The following is an 11,960-nucleotide window of genomic DNA, read 5'->3' on the forward strand; positions in this document are numbered from 1 at the left end:
GAATCGATTCGACGAGCGATGCGGGACGGCCCGATACCCATCCAACTCCTCTGGAGGCAGTGGATGTCGACGACACGACGGCGCAGGGCGGCGGCGGTGGCGGTGACCTTGACAGGTGCCCTGCTGGCGACGGCATGCGGCGGCTCGGACAGTGGCTCCTCGGACGGCAAGACACTCAGACTGTGGCACTACGAAGCGCCCAACAGCGCGATGGGGGCGGCCTGGAACGAGGCCATCAAGGAATTCGAAGCGCAACACCCGGGCGTGAAGGTGAAGTTCGAGGAAAAGGGCTTCGAACAGATCCAGAAGACCGCCCCCATGGTCCTCAACTCGAACGACGCCCCCGACCTCATGGAGTACAACAAGGGCAACGCCACGGCCGGACTACTGTCCAAGCAGGGGCTGTTGACCGACCTGACGGCGGAGGCCAGCGCGCGCGGCTGGGACAAGAAGCTCAGCGCCGGTGTGCGGACCACGAGCCGGTACGACACCAACGGCGTCATGGGCTCCGGCAAGTGGTACGGCGTGCCCAATTACGCCGAGTACACGATGGTCTTCTACAACAAGGACCTCTTCGAGAAGTACGGGATCGCGGAACCGACGACGTACGACGAACTGGTCTCCGCGATGGACGCGTTCGTCGCGAAGGGCGTCACCCCGCTCGCCAACGCGGGCGCCGAGTACATCGCCCAGCAGTACCTCTACCAGCTCGCGCTCTCCAAGGCGGACCGCTCCTGGGTCGACACCTACGAGCTGTACAAGGGCAAGGCCGACTTCCACGACACGGCCTGGAGTTACGCGGCGGACACCTTCGCCGACTGGGTGAGGAAGGGGTACATCTCCAAGAAGTCCAGCGGCACCAAGGCCGAGGACGCGGGCGTGTCCTGGATTCAGGGCAGGTCGCCGATCCTGTTCTCCGGGAGCTGGTGGTACGGCCGCTTCGAGTCGGAGGCGAAGTTCGACTGGGACTCCGGCCTGTTCCCCGGCTCGAACCTCACCCTGGGCTCCGGCGGCAACCTGTGGGTGGTCCCCAAGGGCGCCAAGAACAAGGAACTCGCCTACGACTTCATCGACATCACCATGTCGAAGAAGATCCAGAACCTGCTGGGCAACAAGGGCGGTGTCCCGGTGGCCGCGGACACCTCCGCGATCACCGACGCCAAGACCAAGACCCTGATAGCCGACTACAACACCCTCTCGGGGCGTGACGGCCTCGCCTTCTACCCGGACTGGCCCGTCCCCGGCTTCTACGACGTCCTGGTCTCGGAGACGCAGAAGCTGATCACCGGGAGCGAGAAGCCGGACGCCTACCTGGACGCGCTGCAGAAGGCGTACGACAAGGGCGTACCGAAGACATGACGGTGACCGCCCTGCGGGGCGGCCGGGCCGTCCGCGGCCGGCACGACGCCGCGGCCCGCCCGCTCCGTCCCCGCAGCTCCTACGTCCTGTTCCTGCTGCCCGGGTTCGCCGCCTTCCTTGTGGTGGTCGTCGTCCCCTTCCTGATGAACACCGGTGTGAGCCTCACCGACTGGCAGGGGGTCGGCACGCCCGCCTGGGCGGGCCTCGCCAACTACCGTGAGCTGCTGGACGACTCCGAGTTCTGGGCGTCCTTCCGGCACAGCCTGTTCATGGTCGTCGCGATGGCCGTCGTGCCGACCGCCCTCGGACTGGTCCTGGCCGCGGCCCTGTTCGACTTCGTCGCCAAGCACTTCGGCGCGCGGACGGCGGCCCTGCTCCGGGCCTGCTTCTACCTTCCCCAGGTGCTGCCGATCGCCGTCGCCGGGATCGTGTGGAGCTGGATCCTCGCGCCGGACGACGGGACCCTCAACGATCTGCTGAGGGCGGTCGGGCTCGGGTCCTGGCAGCAGGACTGGCTGGGCGACCCCGACATCGCGCTCTACAGCGTCATGGGCGTGATGGTCTGGGTCCAGCTCGGCTTCCCGCTGGTCGTCTTCATGGCCGGACTGCAACGCGCCGACCCGGAGCTGTACGAGGCGGCCGAGCTGGACGGCGCGGGCTGGTGGCGGCGGTTCCGGCACATCACGCTGCCGCAGATCCGTCCGGAGATCTCGGTCGTCCTGCTGTGGTGCACGATCGCCGCGCTGAAGGTGTTCGGAGCGGTGTACGTCCTGACGAAGGGCGGCCCGGGCGGTGCCACGGACGTGCCGTCGTACTTCTCCTTCACCACGTTCTTCGAGAAGACCCAGGTCGGCTACGGCGCGGCGATCTCCACCGTCCTGACCGCGATCGTCCTGGTACTGGCACTGGTCGGGCTGTGGTTCCAGACCCGGGCCGAGGACGCCGAGGAAGGGGGCCGCGCATGACCGCCCTCCGCCGTTACCCGGTGCTCGCGGCGCTCGTCCTCGGCGCGCTGTTCATGGTGGTGCCCTTCGCCGTCGTGGCCCTCAACGCGGTCAAGTCGCCCGCCGAGTACGCCGCGCACGGCCCGCTCTCCCTCCCGCACGGCCTCTACCTCGATGGCGTCGAGGACTTCTGGCGGCGCGTCGACTTCGGACGGAAGCTGCTGAACTCGGTGCTGATCTCCGGCTCGGTGGCGATCGGGGCCGCGGTGCTGTCCGTCCTGAACGCGTACGCGATCGGCATCGGCCGGATCCGGGGCCGTGCCTGGGTGCTCGCCTTCTTCGTCCTCGCGAACACGCTGCCGCAGGAGGCGTTGGTCTACCCGCTGTACTACCTGAGCAAGCAGGCCGGCCTCTACGACACCCGGCTCAGCGTGATCATCGTGTTCACGGTGATCCAGGCGGCCTTCGGCACCTATCTGCTCTCCTCCGTCCTCGGCCGGTTCCCGCGCGAGATCATCGAGGCCGCGCGGATCGACGGGGCGAACCGGTGGCAGGTGCTGTGGCGGATCGTGGTCCCGGTCAGCCGCCCCACGATCGGTGTGCTCCTCGTCTTCTTCTTCATCTGGACGTGGAACGAGTTCCTGCTGCCGCTGGTCATGCTGATCTCCAACGACAACCAGACGGTGTCGGTGGCCCTCGGCGTCCTCCAGGGGCAGCGTCTGATGGACGCCACGATGACGAACGCGGCCGCCCTGCTGGGCGTGCTGCCCGCCGTCGTCTTCTTCCTCGTCTTCCAGCGGACCCTCACCCGCGGCATCGCCGCCGGCGCGGTGAAGTAAGGGGTGGGACAGTGAAGTTCACGGACGGCTACTGGCTGCTGCGCGAGGGCGTCACCGCGGCCCATCCGGTCGAGGTCCTCGACGTGACCTCGGGCCCCGGCGGCCTGGAGATCCACGCCCCGACGCAGCCCATACGGCACCGCGGCGACCTGCTGAAAGGACCGGTCGTGACGATCAGCGCCCACGCGCCCCTGCCCGACGTCATCGGCGTCACCTTCACCCACTTCCAGGGCGAGGAGCCGCGCGGGCCCCGGTTCGAACTGCGCGCGGACGAACCCGCCGCGCAGGCGGAGTACGACGACCACCACGCGACCCTGACGTCGGGCTCCCTCTCCGTCCGGGTCTCCCGCACCGCCCCCTGGCACATCGACTTCCTCGCGCACGGCCGCACCCTGACCAGCAGCGGCCCCAAGGGCATGGGCATCATGCGGGACACGACCGGCGCCCACTATCTGCGCGAGCAGCTGGACCTCGGCGTCGGCACCCAGGTCTTCGGCCTCGGCGAACGGTTCGGGCCGCTCGTCAAGAACGGCCAGGTGGTGGACATGTGGAACGCGGACGGCGGCACCGCCACCGAACAGGCCTACAAGAACGTGCCGTTCTATCTGACGGACGCGGGCTACGGCGTGTTCGTCGACCATCCCGGCCGGGTCTCCTTCGAGGTCGGCTCGGAGGCCGTCTCCCGGGTCCAGTTCAGCGCGGAGACCCAGGAGCTGACGTACTACGTCATCCACGGGCCGACCCCGAAGGACATCCTGCGCAAGTACACCGCGCTCACCGGGCGCCCCGCCCTGCCGCCCGCGTGGTCCTTCGGACTGTGGCTGTCGACGTCCTTCACCACCTCCTACGACGAGGACACCGTCACCTCCTTCATCGACGGCATGCGCGAGCGTGAACTGCCGCTTTCCGTCTTCCACTTCGACTGCTTCTGGATGCGCGAGTTCAACTGGTGCGACTTCCGCTGGGACCCGCGGGTGTTCCCCGATCCGGAAGGCATGCTCGCGCGGCTGAAGGACAAGGGACTGCGGATCAGCGTCTGGATCAACCCCTACATCGCGCAGCGCTCACCGCTGTTCGCCGAGGGGCGGGCCCTCGGGCATCTGCTGCGACGGCCCGACGGCAGCGTGTGGCAGTGGGACCTGTGGCAGCCGGGCATGGCGCTGGTCGACTTCACCAGCCCGTCCGCCCGCGACTGGTACGCCGCGAAGCTGGAGGCGCTGCTCGACCAGGGCGTCGACTGCTTCAAGACCGACTTCGGCGAGCGGGTGCCGGTGGACGTTGCCTACGCCGACGGCGCCGACCCGGAACGCATGCACAACTACTACACGTATCTGTACAACCGGACCGTGTTCGACGTGCTGCGCAAACACCGCGGGGAGCACGAGGCCGTCGTCTTCGCCCGGTCGGCGACCGCGGGGAGCCAGCGGTTCCCGGTGCACTGGGGCGGTGACTGCGAGGCGACCTACGCGTCGATGGCCGAGTCTCTGCGCGGCGGGCTCAGCCTCGGCATGTCGGGCTTCGGGTTCTGGAGCCACGACATCGGCGGCTTCGAGGGGACCCCGACGCCCGCGCTGTTCAAACGGTGGATCGCCTTCGGGCTGCTGTCCTCGCACAGCCGGCTGCACGGCTCGTCCTCGTACCGCGTGCCCTGGCTGTTCGACGAGGAGGCCGTGGACGTCCTGCGGCTGTTCACCCGCGTCAAGATGCGGCTCATGCCGTATCTGTACGAGGCCGCCCGCACCGCCCACGCGGAGGGGGTGCCGATGATGCGGGCGATGGTCCTGGAGTTCCCGGACGACCCCGGGTGCGCGCATCTGGAGCGGCAGTACATGCTCGGCCCGGACCTGCTGGTCGCTCCCGTCTTCAGCGACGAGGGGGACGTCTCGTACTACGTGCCCGAGGGCACCTGGACCCCCTACCTCGGCGGGCCGCCGGTGACCGGACCGCGCTGGGTGCGCGAGCGCCACGGTTTCCTCAGCGTGCCGCTGCTGGTGCGGCCGGGCGCGGTGATCCCGGTCGGAGCGGTGGACGACCGCCCCGAGTACGACCACGCGGACGGGGTCACCCTGCGCGCGTACGGGCTGGAGCGGGGCGCGCGGGTGTCGGTGCCGGTCGGCCCGGTCACCTTCACCGTCGTGCGCGAGGGGAACACCCTGCGCGCGTCCTGCGACGATCCGTCGGCGCCCTGGGGGCTGGCCGCGGGCACCCGCGAGGTACGGGCCCGCGCCGGGACGGGCTTCCTGTCCCTCGACCTGGAGGCGGAGTGATGGTCAAGATCACCGATGTCGCGCGGCACGCCGGGGTGTCCCCGAGCACGGTCTCCTACGCCCTCAGCGGCAAGCGGCCGATCTCCGAGGCGACCCGGCTGCGCGTCGAGGAGGCCATCCGCCGCCTCGGCTACCGCCCGCACGCCGGGGCCAGGGCGCTGGCCAGCAGCCGTTCGAACGTGCTGGCGCTGGTCGTGCCGCTGCGGGCCGGCATCCATGTGCCGGTGGTGATGCAGTTCGCGGTTTCGGTGGTGACGGCGGCCCGGACGCACGACCACGACGTCCTGCTGCTCACCCAGGAGGAGGGCGAGGACGGGCTGCGCCGGGTCGCGGACACCGCGCTGGTGGACGCGCTGATCGTGATGGACGTCCAGCTCCACGATCCCCGGCTGCCGCTGCTGCGCGCGCTGGAGAGACCGTCGGTGCTCATCGGCTTCCCGGCCGCCCCGGACGGGCTCACCTGCATCGACCTGGACTTCAAGGCGGCCGGTGAGCTGTGTGTGGAGCGGCTCGCGGGGCTCGGGCACCGGGTCGTGGCGCTGGTCGGCTCGCCGCCGGAGGTGTACGTGCGGGGCACCGCGTTCGCCCAGCGGGTGGTGCAGGGGTTCACGGCCGCCGCCGACCGCAACGGGCTGTCCTCGTCCGTCCACCCCTGCGAGGCCTCCCCCGCCGCCGCTCGCCGGATCGCCGAGCAACTCCTGCGCGAGCAGCCCGCGTTGACCGGTGTGGTCGTCCACAACGAGCCCGTCCTGGAACCGCTGATCGAGGCGTTCGAGCAGCTCGGCCTCAGGGTTCCGGCCGATCTGTCGGTCACCGCGATCTGCCCGGACGAACTCGCCGGGGGGCTGCGCGTCCCGGTCACCTCGATCGCCATCCCGTCCGCCGAAGTGGGCGCGCGGGCGGTCGACCTGCTGATGAGACAGCTCGACGGCACTCCCTGCCCCGAGGCGACCCTGCTCACCCCCCGGATGACGGAGCGTGCCAGTACCGCGCCCCGCACCCTGAATTCCTGAGGACGGGGGTGGTCCGGGGATTTCCCGGAGAACGACGAAGGCCCCGCTGCCTGGGCAGCGGGGCCTTCGTCACGCTATTAAATTGAACTGCGGTTGTTCAAAACATGGGATGAGTGGAGATGGCGGGAATCGAACCCGCGTCCAACGGTGCAGAATCAGGGCTTCTCCGTGTGCAGTTCGCTGCGATTTTCTCAGCCCCGGCGATCACGCGAACAAGTCGCCGACGGGCTCAGCCACTGTTTGATTTCCCAGCGAACCCCGTGACCGGGCTCGATGGTTTAGTCCCCTAGATTATGCCAGGATCCGGGTCGGGAACACTCCCGGGCTGACACCCATTAAGGGTCCTTCACTCACTGCTTATTAGGCAGCGAGGGCGAAGGACTGGGAATCGCTCTTGGAATTGGCGATTATTTTTTGCGACATATGGTTTACGAGATCATTGCCGCTTCCTCGACACGCTTCCCCTGCTTCGACAGCCGCTGTCGAAACCGATCATCCCCATGTTGTTTTTTCAAAGCTCGGCCCCTCCGGGGAGGAACCCGCGCCCTCGATGGGGTGCGTTGCCATCCTACGTGACCAGCGCACGACGGTGCCAGCGTATTCCTGCGGGCCGGCTCACCGGCCGTGTCGCGCCCGTCCTACTCGCCGCGCTGCTTGCGCTTGGCCGCCGCGATGGCACGGTCCGACTCGCGCCGGTCCTGCTTCTCGCGCAGCGTCTGCCGCTTGTCGTACTCCTTCTTGCCCCGGGCGAGCGCGATCTCCGCCTTGGCCCGGCCGTCCTTGAAGTACAGGGCGAGGGGCACGATCGTGTGACCCGTCTCCTCGGACTTCACGGACAGCTTGTCGATCTCCTCGCGGTGCAGCAGCAGCTTGCGCTTGCGGCGCGCGGAGTGGTTGGTCCAGCTGCCCTGGCTGTACTCGGGGATGTGGGCGTTGTAGAGCCACGCCTCGCCCCCGTCGATCTGGACGAACCCGTCGGCCAGCGAGGTCCGGCCCTGCCGCAGCGACTTGACCTCGGTGCCGGTCAGGACGAGCCCGGCCTCGTAGGTGTCGATGATCGCGTAGTCGTGGCGGGCCTTCTTGTTCTGCGCGACGATCTTGCGCTTGCCGCCCTTCTCGCCGTCCTTGGACTTGGCGGCAGCCCCGCCCTGCTTGGGCTGGGACTCCTTCGGTACGTACATTCCCTTGCTCATAGTGCTGGCCATTTTCGCACTACAGGGGGGCTCGGGGGAAAGCCGATTACCGGGTCCGCGCCGACCGGGTCAGGACAGGTCCCCGAGACCGCTCAGCACGGTCTCGGCCCGCTTCAGCGACTCCGTGTCCGCCTCCAGGTCGGGGGTGATGCCCCGGCCGTCGACGGAGCGGCCCGCCGGGGTGCGGTAGTGGCCGACGGTCAGCTCGGCGACGGAGCCGTCGGGCAGCCGGCTCGGCATCTGCACCGAGCCCTTTCCGAAGGTCCTGGAGCCCACGACGACCGCGCGTCCCCGGTCCTGGAGGGCGCCGGTGAGCATCTCGGCCGCGCTCATCGTGCCGCCGTCGACGAGCGTGACCAGGGGTCTGGTGGTGTCGCCGCCCGCGTCCGCATGCAGGGCGCGCTGGGCGCCGTTCACGTCGTACGTGGCGACGAGGCCGCCGTCGAGGAAGGCGGAGGCGGTGGTGACGGCCTCGGTGACCAGGCCGCCGGAGTTGCCGCGCAGGTCGAGGACGATCCCGGCCCGGCCCGGCGCCCGGCCGACGGCGTTCCGTACGGCGTCGCCGACGCCCTTGGTGAAGGCGTCGACCTTGATCAGGGTGACCCCGCCGGGCAGCTTCTGGACGGTGACGGAGTCCGTGGAGAGCCGGGCCCGGCGCAGGGTGCGGCTCCAGGACTGCGTGCCGCGCTCCAGGCCGAGGGAGACCTTCGTGCCGGCGCTGGCGTCCTGTGCGTCGCCGCGCAGTAACGAGACGACCTCGGTGACCGGCCGGCCGTCGACCGCGGCGCCGTCGACGCTGCGCAGCCGGTCCCCCTTGCGGATGCCGGCGGCGGCCGCGGGGGAACCGGCGCTGACCCGGGCGACCTCGATCCGTCCGTCGCGCTCGCGGCGGGCCCACAGGCCGACGCCGGTGTACTGGCCGTCCAGCGCCTCCTCGAACTCCTCGTACTCGCCCTGGGAGTAGACGGCGCCCCAGCGGTCCCCGCTGCGGCTGACGGCCCTCTCGGCGGCCTCCATGGGCGACTTGCCGTCGGCCATCGCCTCGGCGGCGGCCCGGGTGACCTCGTCGTGATGGCGTGCCGCGGCCGAACCGGGCGCCCCGGCCCCGGTCTTGCGGGCGGGGTCGGAGAAGGATCCGGTCGCCGCCCCGGCGACGAAGATACTGGCGAACACCAATGTCAGGGCCGCCCCGCGGCGGATGCGGCGGGGCTCGCAGAACAGGTCACGGCCTGACATGCCGGTGAGTCTAGGACAACGCGAAGGGCCGCACCGCCGGTTGACGGTACGGCCCTCTTGGGATGCGTCACACCTTCAGGTACTTGCGCAACGCGAAGAAAGCGGCCAACGCGGGCATCAGCAGGCTCGTCGCGAGGATCAGCGGGAGCTTGGTCAGCACGGCGTCCCAGCCGATGAAGTTGATCAGGTTCAGCTTGTGGGACAGGTCGAGACCGTGATCGATGATGAAGTACCGGGCGATCAGCAGGAATCCGCAGGCGACGCCGCCGCCGATCAGTCCGGCCACCGCGGCCTCCGCGATGAACGGCGCCTGGATGTAGAAGCCGGAGGCGCCCACGAGCCGCATGATGCCGGTCTCCCGGCGACGGCTGAACGCCGAGACGCGGACGGTGTTGACGATCAGCATCAGCGCGACGACGAGCATCATCGCCATCACCGCGCGGGCGGCCCAGTTCATGCCGTTGAGGAGCCCGAAGAGGTTGTCCAGGATGCCCTTCTGGTCCTGGACGGACTGCACGCCGTCCCGGCCGTCGAAGGCGGTCGCGATGACCTGGTACTTCTCCGGGTCCTTGAGCTTGATCCGGTACGACTCCTGCATCTGGTCCGGCGTGAGGGAGCTGGCCAGCGGGGAGTCGCCGAACTGCTCCTTGTAGTGCTTGTACGCCTGGTCCGAGGACTCGTAGGTGACCTTCTGCACGACCGTGGACATCTTGTCCAGGTCGGCGACGATCTGCTTCTTCTGGTCGCTGGTCACCGCGCCCTTGGCGCAGTGCGGGTCGGACTCGGCGTCGCTCTTGTTGCAGAGGAAGATCGAGACGTTGACCTTGTCGTACCAGTAGCCCTTCATGGTGTTCACCTGGTCGCTCATCAGGAGCGAGCCGCCGAACAGGGCGAGCGAGAGGGCGACCGAGACGACGACCGCGAAGGTCATGGTCAGGTTGCGGCGGAGACCGACACCGATCTCCGACAGAACGAACTGCGCGCGCATTGCGTCTTCCTCAGACCTTTCCGTGGACGATGATCAGTGCTGGTAGCCGTAGACGCCGCGCGCCTGGTCACGGACGAGACGGCCCTTCTCCAGCTCGATGACGCGCTTGCGCATCTGGTCCACGATGTTCTGGTCGTGCGTCGCCATCAGGACCGTGGTGCCCGTCCGGTTGATCCGGTCGAGCAGTTTCATGATGCCCACGGAGGTCTGTGGGTCGAGGTTTCCGGTCGGCTCGTCGGCGATGAGGAGCTTGGGCCGGTTCACGAAGGCTCTCGCGATGGCCACGCGCTGCTGCTCACCACCGGAGAGCTCGCCGGGCATCCGGTCCTCCTTGCCGCCCAGGCCGACGAGGTCGAGCACCTGGGGGACGGACTTGCGGATCTCGCCGCGGGACTTGCCGATGACCTCCTGGGCGAAGGCCACGTTCTCGGCGACCGTCTTGTTGGGCAGGAGGCGGAAGTCCTGGAACACCGTCCCCAGCTGGCGGCGCATCTGCGGCACCTTCCAGTTGGAGAGGCGCGCGAGGTCCTTGCCCAGGACGTGCACCTGGCCTTGGCTGGTCCGCTCCTCGCGGAGGATCAGCCGCAGGAAGGTGGACTTTCCGGAGCCGGAGGACCCCACGAGGAACACGAATTCTCCGCGCTCGACCTCCAGGGAGACATCCCTGAGAGCGGGGCGGGTCTGCTTGGGGTAGACCTTGGAGACATTGTCGAATCGGATCACGGGTGCACCACGGGTCGCCGGGGGTAGGTGTGCGTGACCATACGCGAACCGGGTGTGCGAGTGCAGTCGGCGTACGGGGTTGCGCGCGGCTTGCACGATTTGTCATGGATCTGAGGCGCGATTCACACCCGGTCCGAGGGGCTGAGCGCACTCCGGACGGGGCAGGAGACAGGGGAGCCGCGCCGAATGCCGCGGAACCTGGCACAGTGGTAGGGGAACGGTTGCGTTCGCCGCAGCGTTAAGAGAGCGACGTGTACGAGACAGCTGCGTACGCGGAGACGTCGCAAGGAGGGCCGGCGCATGACGTACGACCGACTGGTATGCGCTAACTGCGCGGCACCCGTCAGCGAGGGCCGCTGCCCCGTCTGCCGCGCGAACCGCCAGCGGCTCCAGCAGGAGAGCCCCTTCGCGGGACTGAACCCGATGGCGCTGATCGCGCTGCTCGCGGTGCTGATCGCGGCCCTGGCGCTAGTGGCCCACCAGACGGTGTGAGAGCCGCGGGGACGGCCCGGCACGGCCCGCCGTCACCCCAGACCCGGAAAGGGCCCGGAGCCAGCTGCTCCGGGCCCTTCGTCGTACGGGTCGGGCCTCAGGCCGCGGCACCGCCGCGGCCGCCCGCGAGGCGCGGCAGCAGACGGAAGCCGACACCGCCGGCGATCATCGTGGCGGCACCGATGATCAGGAACGCGGTCTGACCCGCGCCCGTCTCGGCCAGCGCGCCGTCCTTGCCCTGGGCCTTCGTGTCGGAACCGGTGTCCGTGAGGGCGGAGGAGCCCTCCTCCTGGACACTGGAGCCACCGTTGGGGTCGGCGTCGTTGCCGCCCGTGCCGTCCTCCGCGGGCGCGGTGCTGGTGCCCGAGGTCGGCTTGTCGGTCGGAGCGGTCGCGGTCGGGGCCGGCTCGCTCGGCTGGGTCTCGGTGGGAGCCGGCTCGGTGGGCTCCGTCACCGTCGGGGCCGGCTCGGTGGGCGTCGTCACCGTCGGGGCCGGCTCGGTCGGCGTCGTCACCGTCGGAGCCGGCGACTCCGGGATGCCCGTGACGGTCGGGGTCGGAGTCGGGTCGTCGGTACCGGTCGCCGAGGCGACACCGGCCGCGGTCAGTGAGGCACCGGCCGCGATCATCGCGCCGGCGGCTATCCGCGCCGCGAGGATCCGCGTCTTCTTGGTCATATGCCTGCTACCCCCAGTAGCTGATCGTCAATGGAGCAGCGCCCGGGGCCACGTCGTCACAGGAGGCTTCGCTCGACCCCCCGGTTCACATACGCCCCGGAGATGCGCATGCCAACCGGCAGCCTTCCCAGTTTTCAAAGCAGCGTCAAGGTCGTTGCGTACGCGATGTCCGGAACACCATCGTTTGCCCGGGGTGGGGACATGTGACTGTGACGGAAAACCCAGAAAGT

At 69.1% G+C, this 11,960-nt stretch carries 11 protein-coding genes and 1 other RNA gene; 6 read left to right on the plus strand and 6 right to left on the minus strand.

What is annotated here, in order from left to right; translation table 11 throughout:
* Positions 1-63: 63 nt before the first annotated feature.
* From IO36_RS12495 to IO36_RS12515, 5 genes are read left to right on the plus strand one after another with little or no spacing between them, the layout of a single operon-like run.
* A complete protein-coding gene (locus IO36_RS12495) occupies positions 64-1,359 on the plus strand; it encodes an ABC transporter substrate-binding protein (protein WP_051900333.1) in 1,296 nt (431 codons plus the stop codon).
* The gene (locus tag IO36_RS12500) at positions 1,356-2,324 is read left to right on the plus strand and encodes a carbohydrate ABC transporter permease (RefSeq protein ID WP_037619281.1); all 969 of its coding nucleotides are present in this window, start codon (positions 1,356-1,358) and stop codon (positions 2,322-2,324) included. The genes IO36_RS12495 and IO36_RS12500 overlap by 4 nt, the downstream gene beginning before the upstream one ends.
* A complete protein-coding gene (locus IO36_RS12505) occupies positions 2,321-3,142 on the plus strand; it encodes a carbohydrate ABC transporter permease (RefSeq protein WP_037619282.1) in 822 nt (273 codons plus the stop codon). The genes IO36_RS12500 and IO36_RS12505 overlap by 4 nt, the downstream gene beginning before the upstream one ends.
* Positions 3,143-3,153: 11 nt before the next feature.
* Positions 3,154-5,409: an alpha-xylosidase gene (yicI, locus tag IO36_RS12510; RefSeq protein WP_037619283.1), complete on the plus strand. Its 2,256-nt coding sequence runs from the start codon at positions 3,154-3,156 to the stop codon at positions 5,407-5,409.
* A complete protein-coding gene (locus IO36_RS12515; RefSeq protein WP_209441189.1) occupies positions 5,409-6,422 on the plus strand; it encodes a LacI family DNA-binding transcriptional regulator in 1,014 nt (337 codons plus the stop codon). The genes yicI and IO36_RS12515 overlap by 1 nt, the downstream gene beginning before the upstream one ends.
* A gap of 111 nt (positions 6,423-6,533) precedes the next feature.
* Here the strand turns inward: IO36_RS12515 and ssrA are convergent.
* The 5 genes from ssrA to ftsE all read right to left on the minus strand — a co-directional run bounded on the left by ssrA (position 6,534) and on the right by ftsE (position 10,562).
* Positions 6,534-6,922: a transfer-messenger RNA gene (gene ssrA / locus IO36_RS43750) on the minus strand.
* Positions 6,923-7,060: 138 nt separating this feature from the next.
* Positions 7,061-7,603, minus strand: a complete 543-nt coding sequence (smpB, locus tag IO36_RS12520; protein ID WP_209441193.1) for an SsrA-binding protein SmpB — start codon at positions 7,601-7,603, stop codon at positions 7,061-7,063.
* A gap of 81 nt (positions 7,604-7,684) precedes the next feature.
* Entirely contained in the window at positions 7,685-8,851 is a 1,167-nt protein-coding gene (locus IO36_RS12525) for a S41 family peptidase (RefSeq protein ID WP_209441190.1), read from the minus strand.
* A gap of 67 nt (positions 8,852-8,918) precedes the next feature.
* Complete coding sequence (gene ftsX, locus IO36_RS12530; protein ID WP_037619288.1) at positions 8,919-9,839, minus strand: permease-like cell division protein FtsX; 921 nt, start codon at positions 9,837-9,839, stop codon at positions 8,919-8,921.
* A 33-nt stretch (positions 9,840-9,872) separates the two neighbouring features.
* Positions 9,873-10,562 carry a cell division ATP-binding protein FtsE gene (gene ftsE, locus IO36_RS12535; protein WP_037619290.1) on the minus strand — a complete coding sequence of 230 codons (690 nt, stop codon included), beginning with the start codon at positions 10,560-10,562 and terminating at the stop codon, positions 9,873-9,875.
* 300 nt (positions 10,563-10,862) lie between these two features.
* Here ftsE and IO36_RS12540 point away from each other — a divergent pair, with 300 nt between their 5' ends.
* On the plus strand, positions 10,863-11,054 hold the full coding sequence (locus IO36_RS12540) for a hypothetical protein (RefSeq protein ID WP_037619292.1): 192 nt from the start codon (positions 10,863-10,865) through the stop codon (positions 11,052-11,054).
* Between the two features lie 97 nt (positions 11,055-11,151).
* Here IO36_RS12540 and IO36_RS12545 read toward each other — a convergent pair whose 3' ends face one another.
* On the minus strand, positions 11,152-11,730 hold the full coding sequence (locus IO36_RS12545; RefSeq protein ID WP_037619294.1) for a hypothetical protein: 579 nt from the start codon (positions 11,728-11,730) through the stop codon (positions 11,152-11,154).
* Positions 11,731-11,960 lie beyond the last annotated feature (230 nt).

The organism is Streptomyces aureus, assembly GCF_000725495.1.
Lineage (GTDB): Bacteria > Actinomycetota > Actinomycetes > Streptomycetales > Streptomycetaceae > Streptomyces > Streptomyces aureus_B.

What these genes read in the sequence shown, in the direction of transcription:
- IO36_RS12495 (WP_051900333.1), top strand. Translation starts at nt 64, where the DNA reads ATGTCGACGACACGACGGCGCAGGGCGGCGGCGGTGGCGGTGACCTTG.
- IO36_RS12500 (WP_037619281.1), top strand. Translation starts at nt 1,356, where the DNA reads ATGACGGTGACCGCCCTGCGGGGCGGCCGGGCCGTCCGCGGCCGGCAC.
- IO36_RS12505 (WP_037619282.1), top strand. Translation starts at nt 2,321, where the DNA reads ATGACCGCCCTCCGCCGTTACCCGGTGCTCGCGGCGCTCGTCCTCGGC.
- IO36_RS12515 (WP_209441189.1), top strand. Translation starts at nt 5,409, where the DNA reads ATGGTCAAGATCACCGATGTCGCGCGGCACGCCGGGGTGTCCCCGAGC.
- smpB (WP_209441193.1), bottom strand. Translation starts at nt 7,603, where the DNA reads ATGTACGTACCGAAGGAGTCCCAGCCCAAGCAGGGCGGGGCTGCCGCC.
- IO36_RS12525 (WP_209441190.1), bottom strand. Translation starts at nt 8,851, where the DNA reads ATGTCAGGCCGTGACCTGTTCTGCGAGCCCCGCCGCATCCGCCGCGGG.
- ftsX (WP_037619288.1), bottom strand. Translation starts at nt 9,839, where the DNA reads ATGCGCGCGCAGTTCGTTCTGTCGGAGATCGGTGTCGGTCTCCGCCGC.
- IO36_RS12540 (WP_037619292.1), top strand. Translation starts at nt 10,863, where the DNA reads ATGACGTACGACCGACTGGTATGCGCTAACTGCGCGGCACCCGTCAGC.
- IO36_RS12545 (WP_037619294.1), bottom strand. Translation starts at nt 11,730, where the DNA reads ATGACCAAGAAGACGCGGATCCTCGCGGCGCGGATAGCCGCCGGCGCG.